Origin of the sequence: Kribbella sp. CA-294648 (assembly GCF_050943845.1) — a bacterium.
Lineage (GTDB): Bacteria > Actinomycetota > Actinomycetes > Propionibacteriales > Kribbellaceae > Kribbella.
On the sequence record NZ_CP191981.1, the window covers coordinates 6,291,389 to 6,310,923 of the forward strand.

Here is a 19,535-nt window from a genome sequence, read left to right on the forward strand (position 1 = left end):
ATTCCGTGCTTACTGCGTACGTTCATGGGTCCATCCTCCCCGACGCGCCCGTGCGGTGTGGCGCGCGGGTCGCCAGGAGCAGCCGGGCCAGCCCACTGCGGGTGCCGGCGACCGCGATCCGGGTGCCCGGCTCGACGGTCTTCTCGAAGCCCGGCGACCAGTCCCAGGAGCCGCCGCCTTCCAGCCTGGCCAGGACCCGCAGGCCGTTCGCCTCGTCCAGCTCACCGAGCCGTTTGCCGACGGCAACCGAGTTCGGCTCCACGGTGACCTCGGTCAGCAGCAGGACGCGGCGACCGGCCGGGACGGTCGTCTGGGTACGCCGGTTCGCGGCCGCGGCGGCGATGGCCGGGGCGACCAGCATCGACACCGACCGGCTGTGCCCGAGGCCGAGCTGCCGCTCGACCCGTTGCGCCAGGTCGTGGTCGAACATCCGCATCGTGATCCGGGCGTCCGGATTCAGCTCGTGCACGACCATCGCGGTCTCGAGGTTCGTGATGTCGCCGTTGGTGATCGCCAGCATCGACTTACAGCGCTCGACTCCGGCGGAGCGCAGCGTCTCCTCGTTGCTGCTGTCGCCGATGATCACCGGGATCCGCAACCGGTGCGCGGTCTGTACGCCGGGAGCGTCCTCGTCGTGCTCGACCCCGACGACGGCGATACCGCGTTCGCTGAGGATCTCGAGCACCCGCGCACCGACCGTGCCGAGACCGCAGACGATGACGTGGTTGCGGGGCCGGCCGCGCACTCCGCCGATTACCCGGGACAGCCGGGCGCCGATCAGCGAGTCGACGATCACGGCGGTGAGCAGAGCCATCAGCACGATGCCGGTCAGCTGGACGACGACCGCCGCGATCTTGGCCCCGGGCGAGGCGTTGGAGAAGGTGTCGTCCTCGATCCCGGCCGACGTGACCGCGCCCGCGGCCAGGTAGAGCGCGCGGATCCAGTCGATGTTGGCGATCCAGTGCGTCAGCGCAGTACCGACGATCACCAGGCCGGCCATCACCGCGACGATGGTCCGGACCCGCCGGTCGATGACGTCGCGGGTGGCCATCAGCCAGCCCGCCCGGCGGACGTCTCTGGTCCGCCAGACCGGCCGTACTCCGGTGCCGAGCACGATGTCGCCCGTCGGGTCGTGGCTCTCCGCGGGCAGCAGTTCGGGGGTCGCCGACGAGGTGGTGTCGGCCAGCACGGTCAGGTGCGGTTCGCGGATCAGGTCGGCCGGGCCGGCCACCATCCGGCGGCCGCCGAGGTCGACCCAGGTCAGCTCGTCGTCCTCCAGCGCGTCGGCCACGAACGCCGGTGCGGCCAGCGACGGGCCCGAGATCACCACGCAGTCGCCGAGCAGTTCGTGCAACTGGCCGCCGAGTCGCGGGTTGACCATCTGGATGATGATCCGCAGGTCGGGATCCATGTCCCGCGCGGTCAGCGCGGTGTGCACGTTGCGGACATCGTCGGCGTCGAGCAGGACCAGGGCCCGCGCGCTCACGGCCGAGTCGCCGGCGGCATCGATTCCAGCGCGCCGCAGTACGGCCTCACTGAGCACCCGGACGCCGATCACCTGGGCGCCGAGCTCGCCGATGCGTTCGTAGTGCCGGGAGTCGGGGTTGACGATCGCGGTGACGTGTTCGCCCGAGCTCACCAGCTCGGTGACCACCCGGAGCATGGGCCGGTCGGAGCCGCAGACGACCACACCGCGGCCGTCCGCCGACGGCGTAGGCCCGCCACCTTCCGGGGGCTTGCCGCCCCCGCCGTTGCCACCACCGCCCCAGCGGCGCGGAGGTTTGCCACCATCCGCGCCGCCCGGACCGGCCGTGCCGTTGCTGTCCGCCGGCTCCTCAGAAGCGGGCGGGTTCTCGGTATTCGCCCCATTCGACCCGAAGAACGTGACAGATCTCCCCCATCGTGGCCTCCGCACGCGCCGCCTCCAGCATGGGCTCGATCAAGTTGCCGGTCCCTCTGGATGCCTCGACCAGCGCCGCTAGCGTACGACGCACCAGGTCCTCGTCGCGCCCGGTCTTGCGAGCCGCCAGCACCCGGCACTGCTCGATCTCGACTTCGTGGCTGACCCGGAGGATCTTCAGCTGGCCCGCGACGGTGTCGGTCTGGGTGTTGACACCGACGATCTTCTTCTCGCCCTTCTCCAGCTTCTGCTGGTACTCGAAGGCCGCGTCGGCGATCTCGGCCATGAACCAGCCGTCCTCGATCCCGCGCAGGATGCCGCCGGTCATCGTGCCGTCCGGGCTCATCTCCTTGATCCGGGCGAAGATCTCCTCCGCCTCGGCCTCGAGCTTGTCGGTGAGCGCCTCGACGTACCAGGAACCGCCGAGCGGGTCGGCGACGTTGGTGACGCCGATCTCCTCCATCAGCACCGACTGGGTCCGCAGCGCGATCTCGGCCGACTCCTCGGTCGGCAGCGCCAGCGTCTCGTCGAGTGCGTTGGTGTGCAGCGAGTTGGTGCCGCCGAGGATCGCGGCCAGCGCCTCGACCGCGGTACGGACCACGTTGAGATGGGGCTGCTGGGCGGTCAGCGAGACGCCCGCGGTCTGGGTGTGGAACCGCAGCCACTGCGCCTTGTCGGTCTTCGCGCCGTAGACGTCACGCAGCCAGCGGGCCCAGATCCGCCGGCCGGCCCGGAACTTGGCGATCTCCTCGAAGAAGTCCAGGTGGCTGTCGAAGAAGAACGACAGGCCGGGAGCGAAGGTGTCGATGTCGAGACCCCGGCTGAGCCCCAGTTCGACGTACCCGAAACCGTCCGCCAGCGTGTAGGCCAGCTCCTGCGCGGCGGTCGAACCCGCCTCGCGGATGTGGTAGCCGGAGACCGACAACGGCTTGTACGCCGGGATGTTGGCCGCGCAGTACTCCATCAGGTCGCCGATCAGGCGCAGGTGCGGCTCCGGCGGGAAGAGCCACTCCTTCTGCGCGATGTACTCCTTGAAGATGTCGGTCTGCAGGGTGCCGTTGAGCTTGCTGATGTCGGCGCCCTGCCGCTCGGCCGCGACCAGGTACATCACGAAGGCCGGTACGGCGGGCCCGGAGATCGTCATCGAGGTGGTGACGTCCTGCAGCGGGATGTCCTTGAACAGCCGGTCCATGTCGGTCGCGCTGTCGATCGCGACCCCGCAGTGACCGACCTCGCCGAGCGACTTGGGGTCGTCGGAGTCGCGGCCCATCAACGTCGGCATGTCGAAGGCGACCGACAGGCCGCCACCGCCGGAGTTGAGGATCATCTTGTACCGCTCGTTGGTGTTCTCGGCGTTGCCGAAGCCGGCGAACTGGCGGATCGTCCAGGTGCGGCCGCGATACCCGGTGGCGTACAGACCGCGGGTGAACGGGAACTCGCCCGGCCAGCCGATCCGCTCCATCCGGGGGTCGTCATAGCCTTCCGGCGGGCCGTAGACGGGCGCTACCTCGGTGCCCGACAGGGTGGTGAAATCGGCCTCACGGCGGCGCGACGCATCGTACCGCTGCTGCCACCGGCGCTGCCCTTCAGCGATCCGCTCGGCATCCATCACGTCCTCCTCGGGTTGGTCACTCCCCCAAAGTACTTGGACGTCCTACTAAATTCCACTTCGCGCGTGCCCGGGTCCGGTCATTTCGTGGTCAGGTGAAGTCGCCGGCGGTGCGGCGGAGCGGGAGCAGGACCGACCAGAGCATCTCGAGCTGGTCGTCGGTGAGGCCGCGCAGGGCGAAATCGGCGGCCACGAGATCGGCGGTGGCCCGCTCGACCAGGTCCCGACCCTCGGCGGTGATCTCGCACAGGATGGCGCGGCCGTCGTCGGGGTGCGGCGTACGGGTGACCAGGCCGGCCGTCTCGAGCCGGCGGACAATCGAGGTGACCGAGGTCGGATGCACCTGCAGCCGCTCGCCCATCTTGCCCAGCGGCAGCGAACCGCGCCGGGAGAACGTCAGCAGGACCAGCGCCTCGAACCGGGCGAAGGTCAGGCCGTGCTTCTTGAGGATCTCGTCGAGCTCGCCGATCACGATCTGCTGGGCGCGCATCAGGGACGTGACCGCGCGCATCTGCTCGACGGCACCCCACCGGCGCCCCCACTGCCGCGATGCCTCGTCGATCGGGTCGAACGGCAACGGTTTCTTCCTCGCCATGCCGCAACGTTAACGGTTCGGGGCCGCCTGCCCTCGGAAACTGTCGGCGGTTGGTGGCATCCTCTCTGCATGTCTCTGCCGCCCGAACGAGCTGACTTCTATCTCGCCTGCCTCCAGGCCGACTCCGCCCGCCTCGCCGAGGTCGGCCGCCTCGGCCTGTCCGAGCCCGTCCCGAGCTGCCCCGGCTGGACCGTCGACGACGTACTGCGTCATGTCGCGATGGTCTATCTGCACAAGCTCGAGGTACTCCGGACGGGAGCCCGGCCAGAGACCTGGCCCCCGAACCTCGACGACCGCGAAACACTCGAGCTGTACGACGAGACCCGCGTCGCGATCGCCGAAGCCCTGGTGGAGGCCGGCACCGAGCGGCCGACCTGGACGTTCTCGCCCACCGACGAGACCTCGGCCTTCTGGTACCGCCGGATGGCCCAGGAGACCGTCGTCCATCGGGTCGACGCCGAGCTCGCGCACGACGTGGTCACGCCGGTGGACCGCGAGCTGGCCCTGGACGGAATCGACGAGATCCTGACGGTGATGCTGGGCGGTCCGTGGGAGGAGGGCGACACCAAGCACCCGGTCGACGCGACCATCCGGATCACCGCCGAAGGCCGCTCCTGGACCGTCCGCCTCGACGCGACCAGTGCGACCGTTACCGCCGGCACCGATGGTGAGGTGGATGCCGAGGTGTTCGGCGACCCCGACGACCTCTTCCTGTGGCTGTGGGGCCGCCACGACCTGAACCTGGAGCAGTCGGCGGGCGACGACGACGCAGTACAGGAGTTCCGCGCCCGCCTCGCCGAGGCGAGTCTGTAGATCCGCCCCGCTCGGCCACCGGCAACGGGGCTCTGCCCGCCCTGAGGCGGGCCGCCTGCTCTGCCCGCCTACTTTGCCCGTCCCGCTGCGGGCAGTGGGCGGGGGTTTGCTACTTGTCCTGGACCAGGCCGAGGACGTTGCCGTCGACATCGGTGAAGGTGGCCACCAGCCGGCCTTCGCCGACGTCGCGCGGCGCGTCCTTCACGGTGGCGCCTGCTTCCTTCACCTCGGCGAGCTTCGCCTCGATGTCCGCGACATGCCAGTACGCCGTCACCGAGTCCGGGCTCTGCGGCCCCTTCGGCACCAGCCCGATGTGCTGCCCCGCCGTCTCGAACCCGACGTAGTACGCCGACTCGGCCATCGGCTTCACCCCGAGCAGAGCGGCGTACACGGCGCTCGCCTTCTCCACGTCCGCGACTGGGTGCAGCACGGTCAGAATTCCCTGGGTCTCACTCATTGGTCTTCACTCCTGCGTCAGCGGCCGTACGGCCTGTTGTCTTCGTACGGTTCACGCTATTTCCGCGGTACCCCGGGGCGCTTCTTGATTCCTGACCGCTTTGGGGCGGGGCGGGCCGTAGTACCGGCTAGTCCTGGTCCGGGTCGTCGGTCCAGTTGGCTCGTTCGGAGTTGAAGATCGACTTGCTGGAGGTGCCGACGGCTCGCGTACTGGTCGCGTGCTGGCTCGACGCCGGGGTGCTCGAGTTGGTGACCTCGACCGCCGGGTTCATGCCGACGGGACCGGTACCGTCGTCGTCGGAATCGTCGTCGTCGCCCTGGACGACATCGACGCTGGCGGAGGCCCGCAGGCCGGTGCGCTGGATGACGCGCTGGATGGTCAGGTCCCGGTCGTCGGGCCGGCTGACGTACTTGATCTCGCGGAAACCCTGGTCCTGCGCGGCGGACTCGAAGACGAAGTGGCCGTAGCCGAACATCCGCCCGATGATCGGCTTCTGCAGCGTGATGTCGAGGATTCGCGCGATCGGGGTGGTCGCAACGGTCTGGGAGAAGACACCGCGGATCCGCATCACCCGCATGTTGGTGACCACGAACCGGTCGCGATGCTCGGTGAGGAACTGCCAGAACGCGTGCCCGAGCAGGACCAGCACGATCACCAGCAGGACGCCGGCCCCGGTGATCGACAGCCAGAGCATCGTCACCAGCAACGCGGCAGCCAGCACGACCTCGAGCATCGGCACCACGAACACCACCCAGTGGTGCCGCACCTCGTCGATGACGACCTCGCCCTCGTCCGAGATCAGATGGCGCCTGACCTTGGGATCGAAGATCCTGAAGAGGCCTATTCCGGCCATCCGCTCACTCCCCTGTTCACCCCGCTGTCGGCCCCACGGCCCTCACTACAGCCAAGTGTCCCGCACGAAAGCTCGGTACGGGACACCTGACTGAAGGCTCAGTTGAACAGTGCGGACAGGAAGACGATCACGCTCGAGAACGCATCGCCAACGGCCGCGAACGCACCTCCCACGGCATCCGCGGCACCTCTGGGCTGTGTGAACAGATAGAACGCCGCAAAGGCGATGACCAGCCAGATCAGCAGCTTCTTCGGCATGTCACCACTCCTCGTTCGCAACCAATTCGGTCGACTGTGTTGTATCACGGATAGTCACCAACTGTCACTGACTGAACACAGCCCACCGCACAATGCTCACCAGCTTCAAGATCCATTCTGTAACGGATCAGGGGGCATGGCAGCCACCGGCGCGCCGCCTTGAGACGAGCGTAGTTGAACCGGCCCGTTCGGCACTTACTTGCCCGCTTCCGGATGTGACAGAGAGTCGCCAAGTGTGTCAGTGAACCGACAGTCCCCACGCCGGCGCCACGCTCGCTCCTTCGTCGCTCACACGGCGCTGAGCTCCGACCCACCCTGGGGCGCGGGCTCCTCCGTCGCCCACTTGGTGACAACGGCTGGTTGGCGCCCGCACTCGTTGGCGAGGTGCATGTGGATGCGGGGAGCGGCGGCTGTCTCGGCGCTGACCCGCTGGCAGCCGGACAGGGCGCGGCGCGGGATGGCGGGCGCGGCGGCACTCGCAGTTGCCGTTTAGAGGGCTTGGTGCGCCGACCGACAGGAGGTAGTCGACAGGTGGGCATCCGTCCACGCTCAGCGCGCGCACCGATGGACGGAAATTGGCCACTATCTCCTGTCGGTCGGCACACAACGCCGGGTCGTCCCGTGACGGAGGGCCAATTCGACGGACACCGAGCGGCTCGCCAACGCGCGGGCCACGGGTGTGGTCGCACCGCCCCACGCGAGGCCGCCAGCGAGACAGCGCGGGAACCACTCAACACTTCGGCCCACCCAACGATCCGCCGCTGGCGTAGTCGCATCGCGCGACGTAGGAGCGTTCATCCACGGGTGGGCCGGAGCGGTTCGAAGCAGCACGCGACGTAGGAGCGGGTGTGCGAGGCCGCGTGGGGAACGGCTAGAGCGCGTCTATCAGTTCGTCGGCCGCGGAGTACGGGTCGGTGTTGCCGTCGGCTACCTTTGCGGCCAGGACGTCGAGTCTTGCGTCGCCATGTAGATGGGCGAAGCGGGAACGCAGCGCCGTCATCGCGATTGCTTCGATCTCGTCTCGCGCGCGGCTGCGGCGGCGTTCGGTCAAGACTCCGTTCGCGCTCATCCAGGCCAGCCGATCCTCAATAGCAGCGACTACTTCGTCGACGCCTTCGTTGCGGGAGGCAACTGTTTTGAGGATGGGTGGGGTCCAGGCATCCGGAGCCCGTTCGGCCAGGGCGAGCATGGCGCGCAGGTCGCGAGTCACGTTCTGGACGCCGTCGCGGTCGGCCTTGTTCACGACGTAGATGTCGCCGACCTCGAGGATGCCGGCCTTGGCAGCCTGGATGCCGTCACCCATCCCGGGCGCGAGCAGGATGATCGTCGTGTCCGCCATCCCGGCGATCTCGACCTCGGACTGCCCAACCCCCACAGTCTCCACCAGCACCACGTCGAACCCAGCCGCGTCGAGCACCCGCAACGCCTGCGGAGTCGTCCAAGCCAATCCCCCAAGATGACCGCGCGAAGCCATCGACCGAATGAAGACCCCAGCATCGGTCGCGTGGTCCTGCATCCGCACCCGGTCACCCAGCAGCGCGCCACCGGAGAACGGCGACGAAGGGTCGACCGCCAGTACGCCGACCCGCTTCCCGGTTGCCCGGTACGCCGAGACGAGCGCCGACGTGGAAGTCGACTTCCCCACGCCGGGCGATCCGGTGATGCCGATGATGTGCGCCCGACCCGCATGGGGCGCGAGCGCGGCCATCACTTCGCGCAGCAGCGGCGACTCGTCCTCGACGAGGGAGATGAGCCGAGCGACTGCCCGCGAGTCGCCGTCGCGGGCTCTCTCGACCAGCTCGGCGACCGGGGCAGTCCGTCGTGGCATCGGCTCTCTGTCAGCTCGGGTACGGGTGGAAGGGAAAGGGTGTCAGCTCTTCTGCGGGACGCGGACGATCAGCGCGTCACCCTGGCCGCCGCCACCACACAGGGCCGCGGCTCCGGTACCGCCGCCGCGGCGCTGGAGCTCCAGCGCCAAGTGAAGCACCAACCGGGCGCCCGACATGCCGATCGGGTGGCCGAGGGCGATCGCGCCGCCGTTGACGTTGACCTTGTCCAGGTCGACGTCCAGCTCGCGGGCGCTGGCGATCCCGACGGCCGCGAAGGCCTCGTTGATCTCGATCAGGTCCAGCGCACCTGGCTCGATGCCTTCCTTCGAGCAGGCCTTCACGATCGCGTTGGCCGGCTGGCTCTGCAGTGACGAGTCGGGGCCGGCGACCGAGCCGTGCGCGCCGATCTCGGCCAGCCAGGTCAGTCCGAGCTCCTCGGCCTTCGCCTTGCTCATCACGACGACCGCGCAACCACCGTCGGAGATCTGCGAGGCAGAGCCCGCGGTGATGGTGCCTTCCTTGCCGAACGCCGGACGCAGCCGCGCGAGCGACTCCAGCGACGTGTCGCCGCGGATGCCTTCGTCGGCGTCGATCACCAGCGGGTCACCCTTGCGCTGCGGGACCTCGACCGGCACGACCTCGTCGGCGAAGACGCCGTTCTTCCAGCCCTCGGCGGCCAACTGGTGCGAGCGGACGCTGAACTGGTCCTGCTCCTCGCGGCTCAGCTTCAGACCCTCGTTGTTCACCTGGTCGGTGAGCGGGCCCATGCCCTGGTCGGTGAAGGCGTCCCACAGTCCGTCGTACGACATCGAGTCGACCATCGTCACGTCGCCGTACTTGAAGCCCTCGCGCGACTTCGGCAGCAGGTGCGGCGCGTTCGTCATCGACTCCATCCCGCCGGCCACGACGATGTCGTACTCGCCGGCGCGGATCAGCTGGTCGGCCATCGCGATTGCGTTCAGGCCGGACAGGCAGACCTTGTTGATGGTGATCGCGGGCACCGACATCGGGATGCCGCCCTTCACGGCGGCCTGGCGGGCGGCGATCTGGCCGGCCCCGGCCTGCAGCACCTGGCCCATGATCACGTACTCGACCTGCTCCGGAGCGACGCCGGCCTTGGCCAGCGCGCCCTTGATCGCGAAGCCGCCGAGCTCGGCGCCGGTGAAGCCCTTCAGGCCACCCAGCAACCGACCGATCGGGGTCCGCGCACCGGCGACTATGACAGTTGTGTTCCGCGGGCTACGCGTGGCGTCAGACATGCTCCTCACGATACCTGCGAGCGCACTGGTACGGGGTTGTCGATCGGGTCACACTCGATTGGAAACACCGTCCGGCTAGGCCAATCTGGGCCCATGGACGCCACCGGAACGCAGACCCTCTTCGAGGCCATCGACCATGTCGGCATCGCCGTCGCGGACTTCGACGAGGCGGTCCGGTTCTACGCCGAGACGTTCGGCATGACGGTCGCGCACGAGGAGGTCAACGAGGAGCAAGGGGTCCGCGAGGCGATGCTCTCGGTCGGCGACAGCGGCTCCTCGATCCAGCTGCTCGCGCCACTGTCCGACGACTCGCCGATCGCCCGCTTCCTCAGCCGGCGCGGCCCCGGCATCCAGCAGCTCGCCTACCGGGTCCGCGACCTCGACGCCGTCTGCGCCACCCTGCGCGAGCGCGGCGCCGTCCTCCTGTACGACGAACCGCGCCGTGGTACCGCGGGTTCACGGGTCAACTTCCTGCACCCGCGCTCGTCCGGCGGAGTACTGATCGAACTGGTCGAACCCGCGTCCTGACCGCCGCCAGTGACCAGCTGAGATCGCGCTGTGACCGAGTTGACCGTTCAGCGTCTCTGGTTGTCGGCTCGGCGACGAACCACGCGTCCGACCAGGCCTGATGACCGTTTCGGGACTAGTCTGAGGTCGTGCTGATCGACAGCGCCCCTGATGCGGTGAACGGCGGTCCCGCCGGTTTTCAGCACGATGCCTTCATTTACACCGATGAGGACGAGTTCGTGCGCCGGGCGGCTCCTTTCCTGCGCGACGGCCTGCGCGCCGGCGACGCCGTCCTGGTCGCGGTCCCGCCGGCCCGGATCGCCTTGCTGCACAGCGAACTCGGCGACCTGGCCGAGCAGATCACCTTCATCGACATGACAGTGGCCGGTCGCAACCCGGCCAGGATCATCCCGCTGTGGGCCGCACTCCTGCGCGAACACCCCGGCCGCTCGATCCGCGGTCTCGGCGAACCCGCCTACCAGGGCAGGACCGAAGCGGAGTTCGCGGAGGCAGCGCTGCACGAGGCCTTGCTCAACGTGGCTTTCGAGCATTCCGGCCCGTTCCGGCTCCGCTGCCCGTACTCCGCGTCCGTGGTCGGTCCCGAGCTCGATCCGGCCGAGATCCACCCGGCGAGCGGGGACAACGGCCGCGACTGGGGTCAGGCCGTGGCGGGGATGTTCGGCGACCCGCTGCCCGCAGTACCGGAGGGGGCGGAGCAGCGGAAGTTCGGGCCGGCCGAGCTGACCGCAGTACGGCGGTGGGCCGCGGAGTGGGCCGGGTCGCACGGTCTGTCCCGGCACGGTGTGGACGATCTGGCCCTGTCGATGCACGAGATCTGCACGAACAGCATCCGGTTCGGGGGCGGTCATGGGGCGTTGTCGTTGTGGACGCAGGACCGCACGCTCATCCTCGACATCGCCGACGACGGCCGGATCGGCGACCCGCTGATCGGCCGGGTCCTGCCGCCGACCGACGGACGCGGCGGGCGCGGCGTCTGGCTGGCGAACCAGCTCTGCGACCTGGTCCAGATCAGGTCCGGCGACGCGGGCACGCAGGTCAGGTTGCACCACCGGCTCGATTGACATCGAAGGCGTTCGGCCGGATAAGACCACCAAACACAGTGGACTGCACAAGTGACGGTCGTCTCAACGGCTGCGACGTCCATCACAGAACCCTTCAAACCAGGGCATACTCGTCGGTAGTGTCCGCTTTCACCCACGCCATCCGACTCGGAGGTACGACGTGAAGCAGATCCTCGACGCGATTCTGGCCGGCGACACGCCTGCCGAGGAGTTCGGCCGGCTCGAAGTACCGGAGCACTACCGCGGTATCACCGTGCACGCGGACGAGACCGGGATGTTCGAGGGCCTGACGGCCAAGGAGAAGGACCCGCGCAAGAGCCTTCACCTGGACGACGTACCGACCCCCGAGCTCGGCCCGGGCGAGGCACTGGTCGCGGTGATGGCGAGCGCGATCAACTACAACACCGTCTGGACCTCGATCTTCGAGCCGGTCTCGACGTTCAGCTTCCTCAAGCGGTACGGGAAGTTGTCCCCGCTGACCGCGCGCCACGATCTGCCGTACCACGTGGTCGGTTCGGACCTGTCCGGCGTCGTACTGCGTACCGGTCCCGGCGTGAACGCGTGGAAGCCGGGCGACGAGGTGGTCGCGCACTGCCTGTCGGTCGAACTCGAGTCGCCGGACGGGCACAACGACACGATGCTCGACTCCGAACAGCGGATCTGGGGTTTCGAGACCAACTTCGGCGGGCTGGCCGAGCTCGCGCTGGTGAAGTCGAACCAACTGATGCCGAAACCGGCCCACCTCACCTGGGAAGAGGCCGCATCGCCGGGGCTGGTGAACAGTACGGCGTACCGGCAGCTCGTGTCGGCCAACGGCGCGAACATGAAGCAGGGCGACGTCGTGCTGATCTGGGGCGCGTCGGGTGGGCTCGGTTCGTACGCGACCCAGTTCGCGCTGAACGGCGGAGCGGTCCCGGTGTGTGTGGTCTCGTCGCCGGAGAAGGCGGAGATCTGCCGGGCGATGGGCGCGGAGCTGATCATCGACCGGTCCGCCGAGGGCTACAAGTTCTGGGCCGACGAGCACACCCAGGACCAGAAGGAATGGAAGCGGCTCGGCGCGAAGATCCGCGAGCTGACCGGGGGCGACGACCCGGACATCGTCTTCGAGCACCCGGGGCGGGAGACGTTCGGGGCGTCGGTCTACGTGGCCCGCAAGGGCGGCAAGATCGTCACCTGCGCGTCGACGTCGGGCTTCCTGCACGAGTACGACAACCGCTACCTGTGGATGAACCTGAAGAGCATCATCGGTTCGCACTTCGCCAACTACCGCGAGGCGTGGGAGGCGAACCGGCTGATCGCCAAGGGCATGGTCCACCCGACCCTGAGCCGGGTCTACCCGCTCGAGGAGACCGGCCAGGCGGCGTACGACGTGCACCGCAACCTGCACCAGGGCAAGGTCGGCGTCCTCACCCTCGCCCCCACCGAAGGCCTGGGCGTCAAAAACCCCGAGCTGCGCGAAAAGCACCTCCCCCAGATCAACCGCTTCCGCGACCGCTGAGCGGACCGCCGCCACTCACAAACCACCGGAAACGCGGCAGCTTCGGGTGGGCGTGAGCGTGCCGCCGGGTCCGCCCCGCGAGTTTGTGAGTGGGGGCGGTCCGGCCCCGACCGCCATCCCCGGTTGGTGTGGTGTCGGGGGGCTCTGACAGGCTTTAGGGTGAGGGATTCAACCGAGCCGCCAGAAGGGACTCTTTGGGATGGCTGACGAGTCGAGCCTGCCGTTTTTCGATCGTACTGCGACCGCCGCGGGTGGCTTCCCCGTGGGACGTCGCGGCTACGACAAACAGGCGGTGGACGACTACGTCCGCGCGCTGGAGATGCAGCTCGCCGACGCTCGCGCGCGGCTGGAGGAGTCGCAGGCCAATTCCGCTCCGCTGCAGCGTCAGCTCGAAGAGGCCAAGCGGCAGCTCGAGGCCAGCGCCAACCCGTCGTACGCCGGGCTCGGTGACCGGGCCGCGCAGATCCTGCGGCTGGCCCAGGACCAGGCGTCCGAGGCTCTCGAGGAGGCTCGTCGTGAGGCCGACGAGCTCCGCACCGCCGCCGCAAAGGAAGCTGCCGCGATGCGGGCTGCCGGCGAGCGCGAGGCCGAGGACATCCGCACCGTCGCGCTGAACGAGTCCGACAGCATGCGCCGGACCGCCGAAGGCGACGCGGCCGAGATCCGCCGGACCGCCGACACCGAGGCCGCCGAGGTGCTCGCGGCTGCCCGGCGCAAGGCGGAGACCCTGCAGCTGACCGCGGAGTCCGAGGCCAGCACGATGAAGAACGGCGCGCTGCACGAGGCGGAGAAGATCCGCACCGCGATCCAGCGCGAGTCCGCCGCCCTGCGCGCGCGGCTGGCCGACGAACGCGAGCAGCAGGCCAAGGAGCTCGCCGACAAGCACTCCAAGATCGCCGCCGACACGGAGAACCTGACCACCCAGATGCGCGAGGCCGCCGAGGCTTCGGAGCGCCGCGTCGCCGAGGCCACCGAGCAGGCCCGCAAGATCCGGGCCGAGGCGGAGGAGTCCGCCGAGCGCACGCTGACCCGCGCCCGCCGCGAGGCCGAGCAGCTGCTCACCACCGCGCGGACCCGGTCCGAGGCCGAGCTGGCCAACGCCGCCGACGAGGCGGAGCGGTCGCGCACGATCATCGCCCGGGAGACCGAGCGGCTGGCCAAGCGCCGCGACGGCATCCTGGCCCAGATCGCCGGTCTGAACGACATCGCCAGCAACATCGCACGCCAGGCCGCCGAGCTCGACTCCGAGACGGCCACGCCGTACGGCAACCCGTTCGCGGCACCGTCGACCGCCCGCTCCACCGCCGCGCCCGAAGCAAGCAAGCCGGCCACGAGCAGCCCGTTCGCCGCTCCCTCGTACGACGACCCGACGGCCAAGTACTCCACTGGCCCCGACGCGCCGACCGCGAGCTACTCCACCGGCCCGGACGCGCCCACTGCGAGCTACTCCACCGGCCCGGACGCGCCCACTGCGACCTACTCCACCTCCGACGCACCCGCGACCTACTCCGCCACCGGCGGGGTGGAGCCGGAGGAGGCCGAGCTGGCGCGCGGGGAGAACCCGTTCGCCGGGAGCAGCCCGTTCGTCGGCAGCACGGCCGGTGCGGCGCGCGCGGACGAGACGCGGATCGACACCAACCTGCGGGTGGACGCCGACAAGCCGAAGACCGACGAGCCGCCGCGGGACGAGACCCGGATCGACGAGTTCCGGCTCTCCGACCTGGCCGCCCCCAAGGCCGACGCCGGCACGGCAGACGCGGACAAGGCAGACGTCGCCGCGGGCAGCAAGGCCGAGGTGGCCAAGGCCGGCGTCAAGGCTGATGAGAAGGCTGACGAGAAGAAGGCAGCCGGCGACGGCAAGGGCTCGAAGGACCAGAAGTGACGCCTGGTGGCGACAACGATGAGACGGCGAAGACGCAGGTAGCGCAGATCGAGGAAGCGGCTCGCGAGGCGAAGGCCGCCGCGGCCGAGGCCGAAGCGGCCGCCGACGACGCGGAGAAGTCCGCGGAGCAGTCGGAGGCCTCGGCGGATCAGTCGGAGGAAGCCGCCGACCAGTCCGGAGACGCGGCCGAGCTGGCGACGGTGGCGGCCAAGAACTCCGAACTGGCCGCCGCGCAGGCCAGGGCTGCGAGCCAGGACGACGATCAGGGTCCCGGCGAGATGCTGATCGACGATCGCCATCCGTCCGAAGGGATGGGCGCGCCCGGTCCGCCGTTGCGCCGGTCGAACCCGTTCGTGTTCGGCTTCTTCGCGGCCCTCGGCGTCCTGGTTGCCTGGGGACTGTGGAACGCGCTCGGCCAGGCCAAGTCGGTGCTGATCCTGCTGATCGTGTCGATGTTCATCGCGGTCGGCCTGAACCCGCTGGTCGAGTGGTTCATGCGCCGCGGGCTCAAGCGTGGGCTCGCGGTCGGTGTGGTGTTCCTGCTGATGATCCTCGCGGTCACCGGTGTCGGTCTGGCGATCGTCCCGGTGGTCACCGAGCAGATCGACGGGCTGATCAAGAACGCGCCGCAGTGGCTCGACCTGCTGAGCAAGTCCAGGACGCTGGACGAACTCGACGAGCGCTACGACTTCATCAAGAAGGCGCAGGACTACGTCCAGGACCCGGCCCTTGCGCAGAAGGCGTTCGGCGGCATCCTCGGCGTCGGCAAGGTGGTCGCGAACGCGCTGTTCTCGGCGTTCACCATCCTGATCCTGACCCTGTACTTCCTCGCCTCACTGCCGACGGTGAAGCGGGCGGCGTACAGCCTGGTGCCGGCCAGTCGCCGCAACCGGGTGTCGATCCTCGGCGACGAGGTGCTCAACCGGGTCGGTGGTTACGTCAGCGGCCAGTTCCTGGTGGCGGCGTGTGCCGGCATCTTCATGTTCATCTTCCTGCAGATCGTCGGCCTCGGTGAGTACGCCGTGGCGCTGGCGATCGTGGTCATGTTCACCGCGTTCATCCCGATGGTCGGTGGCCTGATCGGCGTCGTCCTGGTCGCGCTGATCGGCTTCACCGACGGGCTCTGGACCGGGGTCGCCTGCCTGATCTACGGCATCATCTACCAGCAGGTCGAGAACTACGTCGTCGCGCCGCGGATCATGCGCCGCGCGGTCGACATCCCCGGCGCGGTCACGGTGATCGCGGCACTGCTCGGTGGCGCGCTGCTCGGTGTCGTCGGCGCGCTGCTGGCCATCCCGACCGCGGCGGCGATCCTGCTGATCATCCGCGAGGTCTGGGTCCGCAAGGCCGACGCCTCGTAGTACCGGAGCACACCAGCGTGACGCCCGAAGATCCTTCGGGCGTCACTGTGTTTTTCAGGGCCGCCGGTCCGCAGCAGCGAGACGAGCGGCTGACCTCAAAGAGTCCAGCACGTACGTCGGAACGCGCAGGCCCTGCCGTTGGGCATAGAGCAGTTCGAGCTCGACCCGGCCGATCTGCTGGGCGTACCGGGTGATGCCGGCCTCGCCGTTCGTCGTGATGCCCAGGTGGTGCATCACATCGCCGAACTCGGCCCACTGCTTCTTGGTGTAGGCGCCGACCGGCTCGAACGTGTGCCGTCGCAGCGTCCTGACCAGCCACTTCTGCCACTGCGCCAGCTCGGTCCACAAACCCTGCGCGGCGATCTTGTAGTAGGCGAAGTGACCCGGCTCCTGCCGGCGGATCGGCGCGATGATGCTCGACGCGATCGCCCGCTCCCCTAGATCCAGCAAGCCCTGGTGCAGCCGGTTGTAGGCGAGGATGGCCGACTGCTCGGTGGCCACGCCGGTGAGGTAGTACATCATCCGGCTCACGTCCTGGACCGCGTTCAGGCGGCCGAGCGCACCGAGCACCCGGAAGCTGAAGGAGACATGGGTGAGGTCCGGCGTCGCCGGTGGCAGGCCGGCCAGCGACTGCAACCGATCGAGCAGCAGCCCGTGGTGCGTCTCCTGCGGCAGCCAGACGTCGGCGTAGAAGTGCCGGTCGATCGGGGGCGGGTCCGGGAGCAGCATGTTGAGCTCGAGGACGTTGCGCTCGACCTCCAGCTCGACCCTGGACATGTAGGTCACCACCGGGCCGAGCTGCTTGGCGAGCACCTGCGGCCGCGCCATCGAGTAGTCGGCACTGCCCAGCGGGATCGGCGGATGTTCCTCGGCCAGCCGGTCGACGTGCTCGACCAGTCGCCGTTCGACCGAGAACGGCCGGCGAATGCCACGCTTGAGTCGCCGCCAGGGCGGAGTACCGGCCGTTGTCATGACCGGGCCGACCGGCTCGCTGCGATCAGGCCCCTGCTCCTGTTACCGCGCTCTCGCATGATGACGCTATCCCCCGCCCCGGGCTGCCAAACCATGGTCGGTCCGTCTGACCATGAGTAAGTCTCACCTTACTTGGCCGAAGTGCCGGACCGAAGCAACTTTTCTCTACCCTCGATGGTGATTCCCGGCACCCCGAGTGTAGAGCTAGCCCCCTTGCCCTTAGGGGCCGGCGAGCTTCGTCACCTCGGGTCCGCGGCGGTCGGCGAAGGCGCAGGCGCGGGGGTAGCCGGCCAGGCAGCCGCGCATTGTCATCAGGGCGGTGTAGTAGTCGATGTAGCGGAAGCCGTAGGTCTCCCCGCGAGCGAAGGCCTGATGCCGGATCGCACTCACCCAGCGGTAGAACGCGTCGTCCGGGATCGGCACGTAGCTGGACGGTTCGAAGCCCTCCATGTCCTCCCAGTTCTCCGCGTGCAGGAACGTCCGGACCGAATGCCTGGGCAACTCGTGTTCCATCGGCAACGCGGCCAGGAAGCGAGCCCGCTCGACCAGCTTCGCGGCGTACTCGTGGTCGCGGTGGATGCTGTGCTTCCAGTGCGTGATGACCGTGTCCGGCTGCTTGTCCCGGATGATCGACGCCAGCTCCAGCGCCACCTCGTCGGTGTCCGGCAGGAAGCCGTCGCTGTGCTCGAGGGCGAGGAAGTCGGCCCCGATCGCCGTCGCGAACGCCTCCCCCTCGGCCAGCTTCTGCACCTTGTACTCCGCCGGCGACAGCCGGGGGTGACCGCGTTCGCCGGCGGTGAGCGCGACGATGGTCACGTTCGCACCCTCCAGCACGAACTTGGCCAGCGTCGGGCCCGCGGTCAGGTCCATGTCGCCGATGTGCGCGCCAAAGGCGACTATCGATCTGTTCATTTACACGGCTCCTTGCGCCGGGTCCAGCGAGGCCCGGAGGATGGCGAACTTGCGGGTGATCGTGAATCCGGTCGTGAGGTAGAGCTGTCCGGCCGCGGACTGCTCACCCGTCCACAGGAACCAGGCGCTGTGCGCGCCGAGACCGGTCATCCGTTGCAGGGTCAGGTGGAGCAGCACCTTGCCGAGGCCAGTGCCACGGCTGGCCGGCAGTACGCCGAACGGGCCGAAGCGCTTCAGCACACCTTCGTACGTGCCATGCATCGCCCAGCCGAGCACGCTGGCGTCGGGCGCGAAGGCGACGACGATCCGATCCAGCGGCAACCCACCCAGCACCGCCTCGCGGATCGCCCGGGCCCAATCGGGGTTGAAGGAGGCCGCGACCGTGATGACCTCGGTGAGTTCGTCGCCGGTCGGAGTACCGAACCGGAAGCCGTCCGACTCCAGCGCGCTGATCCGCGCGCGGACGTCCGCTGGAATCTCGTAGCCGACCAGACTGCGATCCATCGCGACCGCCTCGTACTGCGTCTGAAAGCCAAGCCCCTCCATCAGCGCACGAGCCGCCGGATACCGCTGGGCATCAAGCCCGGGCAGGAAGTAGTTGGGCGTGTACGACGAGAAGAACACCTCGGCACACCCCTGGGCCGCGAGCCAGTTCATTGCCCCCGACACCAATTCACGACCGAGCCCGCGACCTTGATGATCGGGATGCACGAAGAAGAAGGGGATCCAGCCGGTACCGGGCTCGAGATCACCACCGGTCACCGCGACCCGACGGCGTACCGCGTATGCCGCACCGGCAAGCTGACCGTCCTGCTCGGCGATCTGAAGACCGGCCGGATCGAAGTTGCGGTCGAGCAGCACCAGGTCCCGGAAGCGGTGGTAACCGATCGGGTCGGCCGGCGCCGCGGCAGTCCATACCTCGGCCAGCCGTGGGCCGTCGCCGACGGCGAAGCTGCGGATCATCGGCGCCTCCTGTCGGTAGGAAACTTACCGATGCAATTGCGTGACGGTCAATCCATTACCGGCATCGATGGTTCGGCGGTCCGGTCACTCGCTCAGGTCGCCGAGGCGGAGGCCTTCGCCACGGACCGTGAGCAGGTAGCGCGGATGGGCGGGGTCTTCCTCGAGCAGTTGGCGCAGTCTGCGGACGTGGGCGTCCAGCCGGTCTCCCGATCGATCGAAGCTGTCGCCGAACACCCGGGCCGCGATCTGCTGCCGGGTGACCACCTCCCCCTCGGCCGCGACCAGCAGGGTCATCAGCCGCAACTGGAGCGGCGACAACTGCACCGGCTGACCCAACCAGAATGCGCGGAAGAGCCTGGGATGGATCTCCAGCGGTCCCCAGACCATCGATCGGCTCCGCCCGGCCTTGAGCATCAGGTCACGCACGGTCAGCGCTATCTGGATGTCCGACTGGCCGTTCAGTGACCAGCGCCGCAGCAGCGGGCGCCCGGTGTCCTCCAGGCTGAGCTCGGCACTACCTGACTGCAGCCGCAGGATGCCCTCGACATCACAGTCGGCCAGCCGCTCGGCATGCTCCGGTGTCACTGCCAGAAGTGGCAGCAGATCGACGAAGCCCAGCGTCTCGACCAGGCCGAGCGCAGCCTCCGGTTTCTCGTGCAGGACGATGATCCGGATCCGGTTGTGGTCCCGCCACGACTGCTCACCCTGAGTTCGGCGCACCTCGGTCCCCCCAGCGCCAGGTCGACGAGTCTCTTTCCTTGCTCTCGGCACACGTTATGTCTCAAC

Annotated in this window: 18 protein-coding genes; 6 read left to right on the forward strand and 12 right to left on the reverse strand. The window is 68.7% G+C overall.

What is annotated here, in order from left to right:
- Positions 1–22: 22 nt before the first annotated feature.
- The 3 genes from ACQPYM_RS29685 to ACQPYM_RS29695 all read right to left on the reverse strand — a co-directional run bounded on the left by ACQPYM_RS29685 (position 23) and on the right by ACQPYM_RS29695 (position 4,104).
- Positions 23–1,915, reverse strand: a complete 1,893-nt coding sequence (locus ACQPYM_RS29685) for an NAD-binding protein (RefSeq protein ID WP_433007022.1) — start codon at positions 1,913–1,915, stop codon at positions 23–25.
- Positions 1,836–3,509 (reverse strand): acyl-CoA mutase large subunit family protein, encoded by a 1,674-nt coding sequence (locus tag ACQPYM_RS29690; protein WP_433007025.1) that lies wholly within the window; start codon positions 3,507–3,509, stop codon positions 1,836–1,838. Before ACQPYM_RS29690 ends, ACQPYM_RS29685 begins: the two co-directional genes overlap by 80 nt.
- A gap of 91 nt (positions 3,510–3,600) precedes the next feature.
- Positions 3,601–4,104 (reverse strand): MarR family winged helix-turn-helix transcriptional regulator, encoded by a 504-nt coding sequence (locus ACQPYM_RS29695; protein WP_433007028.1) that lies wholly within the window; start codon positions 4,102–4,104, stop codon positions 3,601–3,603.
- Between the two features lie 69 nt (positions 4,105–4,173).
- On the opposite strand from ACQPYM_RS29695, the gene ACQPYM_RS29700 reads away from it, so the two are divergent.
- A complete protein-coding gene (locus ACQPYM_RS29700) occupies positions 4,174–4,917 on the forward strand; it encodes a maleylpyruvate isomerase family mycothiol-dependent enzyme (RefSeq protein ID WP_433007031.1) in 744 nt (247 codons plus the stop codon).
- Positions 4,918–5,026: 109 nt separating this feature from the next.
- Here the strand turns inward: ACQPYM_RS29700 and ACQPYM_RS29705 are convergent, their stop codons facing one another.
- From ACQPYM_RS29705 to ACQPYM_RS29725, 5 genes are all read right to left on the reverse strand, one after another.
- Positions 5,027–5,374, reverse strand: a complete 348-nt coding sequence (locus ACQPYM_RS29705; protein WP_433007034.1) for a VOC family protein — start codon at positions 5,372–5,374, stop codon at positions 5,027–5,029.
- A gap of 127 nt (positions 5,375–5,501) precedes the next feature.
- The gene (locus ACQPYM_RS29710) at positions 5,502–6,227 is read right to left on the reverse strand and encodes a PH domain-containing protein (RefSeq protein ID WP_433007037.1); all 726 of its coding nucleotides are present in this window, start codon (positions 6,225–6,227) and stop codon (positions 5,502–5,504) included.
- 98 nt (positions 6,228–6,325) lie between these two features.
- Positions 6,326–6,484 (reverse strand): hypothetical protein, encoded by a 159-nt coding sequence (locus ACQPYM_RS29715; RefSeq protein ID WP_360286109.1) that lies wholly within the window; start codon positions 6,482–6,484, stop codon positions 6,326–6,328.
- Positions 6,485–7,355: 871 nt separating this feature from the next.
- On the reverse strand, positions 7,356–8,312 hold the full coding sequence (meaB, locus tag ACQPYM_RS29720; protein ID WP_433007041.1) for a methylmalonyl Co-A mutase-associated GTPase MeaB: 957 nt from the start codon (positions 8,310–8,312) through the stop codon (positions 7,356–7,358).
- Between the two features lie 42 nt (positions 8,313–8,354).
- Positions 8,355–9,572, reverse strand: coding sequence for an acetyl-CoA C-acetyltransferase (locus ACQPYM_RS29725; protein WP_433007044.1), 1,218 nt, complete (start codon positions 9,570–9,572; stop codon positions 8,355–8,357).
- Positions 9,573–9,665: 93 nt separating this feature from the next.
- Here ACQPYM_RS29725 and mce point away from each other — a divergent pair, with 93 nt between their 5' ends.
- The 5 genes from mce (at position 9,666) to ACQPYM_RS29750 (ending at position 15,902) form a co-directional block, all read left to right on the forward strand.
- On the forward strand, positions 9,666–10,100 hold the full coding sequence (gene mce, locus ACQPYM_RS29730) for a methylmalonyl-CoA epimerase (protein ID WP_433007046.1): 435 nt from the start codon (positions 9,666–9,668) through the stop codon (positions 10,098–10,100).
- A 128-nt stretch (positions 10,101–10,228) separates the two neighbouring features.
- Positions 10,229–11,161 carry an anti-sigma factor RsbA family regulatory protein gene (locus ACQPYM_RS29735; RefSeq protein WP_433007048.1) on the forward strand — a complete coding sequence of 311 codons (933 nt, stop codon included), beginning with the start codon at positions 10,229–10,231 and terminating at the stop codon, positions 11,159–11,161.
- Between the two features lie 160 nt (positions 11,162–11,321).
- Positions 11,322–12,659, forward strand: coding sequence for a crotonyl-CoA carboxylase/reductase (gene ccrA / locus ACQPYM_RS29740; protein ID WP_433007051.1), 1,338 nt, complete (start codon positions 11,322–11,324; stop codon positions 12,657–12,659).
- Between the two features lie 199 nt (positions 12,660–12,858).
- Positions 12,859–14,541 (forward strand): transposase, encoded by a 1,683-nt coding sequence (locus ACQPYM_RS29745; RefSeq protein ID WP_433007054.1) that lies wholly within the window; start codon positions 12,859–12,861, stop codon positions 14,539–14,541.
- A complete protein-coding gene (locus ACQPYM_RS29750; protein ID WP_433007057.1) occupies positions 14,538–15,902 on the forward strand; it encodes an AI-2E family transporter in 1,365 nt (454 codons plus the stop codon). Before ACQPYM_RS29745 ends, ACQPYM_RS29750 begins: the two co-directional genes overlap by 4 nt.
- 54 nt (positions 15,903–15,956) lie before the next feature.
- Here ACQPYM_RS29750 and ACQPYM_RS29755 read toward each other — a convergent pair whose 3' ends face one another.
- The 4 genes from ACQPYM_RS29755 to ACQPYM_RS29770 all read right to left on the reverse strand — a co-directional run bounded on the left by ACQPYM_RS29755 (position 15,957) and on the right by ACQPYM_RS29770 (position 19,469).
- A complete protein-coding gene (locus ACQPYM_RS29755; protein WP_433007060.1) occupies positions 15,957–16,874 on the reverse strand; it encodes a GTP-binding protein LepA in 918 nt (305 codons plus the stop codon).
- Positions 16,875–17,093: 219 nt separating this feature from the next.
- On the reverse strand, positions 17,094–17,786 hold the full coding sequence (locus tag ACQPYM_RS29760) for a PIG-L deacetylase family protein (RefSeq protein WP_433007063.1): 693 nt from the start codon (positions 17,784–17,786) through the stop codon (positions 17,094–17,096).
- Positions 17,787–18,749 (reverse strand): GNAT family N-acetyltransferase, encoded by a 963-nt coding sequence (locus ACQPYM_RS29765; protein WP_433007066.1) that lies wholly within the window; start codon positions 18,747–18,749, stop codon positions 17,787–17,789.
- An 84-nt stretch (positions 18,750–18,833) separates the two neighbouring features.
- Positions 18,834–19,469, reverse strand: coding sequence for a winged helix-turn-helix domain-containing protein (locus ACQPYM_RS29770; RefSeq protein WP_433007069.1), 636 nt, complete (start codon positions 19,467–19,469; stop codon positions 18,834–18,836).
- Positions 19,470–19,535 lie beyond the last annotated feature (66 nt).

What these genes read in the sequence shown, in the direction of transcription:
- ACQPYM_RS29700 (WP_433007031.1), top strand. Translation starts at nt 4,174, where the DNA reads ATGTCTCTGCCGCCCGAACGAGCTGACTTCTATCTCGCCTGCCTCCAG.
- ACQPYM_RS29715 (WP_360286109.1), bottom strand. Translation starts at nt 6,484, where the DNA reads ATGCCGAAGAAGCTGCTGATCTGGCTGGTCATCGCCTTTGCGGCGTTC.
- ACQPYM_RS29760 (WP_433007063.1), bottom strand. Translation starts at nt 17,786, where the DNA reads ATGAACAGATCGATAGTCGCCTTTGGCGCGCACATCGGCGACATGGAC.
- ACQPYM_RS29705 (WP_433007034.1), bottom strand. Translation starts at nt 5,374, where the DNA reads ATGAGTGAGACCCAGGGAATTCTGACCGTGCTGCACCCAGTCGCGGAC.
- ACQPYM_RS29755 (WP_433007060.1), bottom strand. Translation starts at nt 16,874, where the DNA reads ATGACAACGGCCGGTACTCCGCCCTGGCGGCGACTCAAGCGTGGCATT.
- ACQPYM_RS29710 (WP_433007037.1), bottom strand. Translation starts at nt 6,227, where the DNA reads ATGGCCGGAATAGGCCTCTTCAGGATCTTCGATCCCAAGGTCAGGCGC.
- ACQPYM_RS29695 (WP_433007028.1), bottom strand. Translation starts at nt 4,104, where the DNA reads ATGGCGAGGAAGAAACCGTTGCCGTTCGACCCGATCGACGAGGCATCG.
- mce (WP_433007046.1), top strand. Translation starts at nt 9,666, where the DNA reads ATGGACGCCACCGGAACGCAGACCCTCTTCGAGGCCATCGACCATGTC.
- ACQPYM_RS29690 (WP_433007025.1), bottom strand. Translation starts at nt 3,509, where the DNA reads ATGGATGCCGAGCGGATCGCTGAAGGGCAGCGCCGGTGGCAGCAGCGG.
- ACQPYM_RS29725 (WP_433007044.1), bottom strand. Translation starts at nt 9,572, where the DNA reads ATGTCTGACGCCACGCGTAGCCCGCGGAACACAACTGTCATAGTCGCC.
- ACQPYM_RS29765 (WP_433007066.1), bottom strand. Translation starts at nt 18,749, where the DNA reads ATGATCCGCAGCTTCGCCGTCGGCGACGGCCCACGGCTGGCCGAGGTA.
- meaB (WP_433007041.1), bottom strand. Translation starts at nt 8,312, where the DNA reads ATGCCACGACGGACTGCCCCGGTCGCCGAGCTGGTCGAGAGAGCCCGC.
- ACQPYM_RS29745 (WP_433007054.1), top strand. Translation starts at nt 12,859, where the DNA reads ATGGCTGACGAGTCGAGCCTGCCGTTTTTCGATCGTACTGCGACCGCC.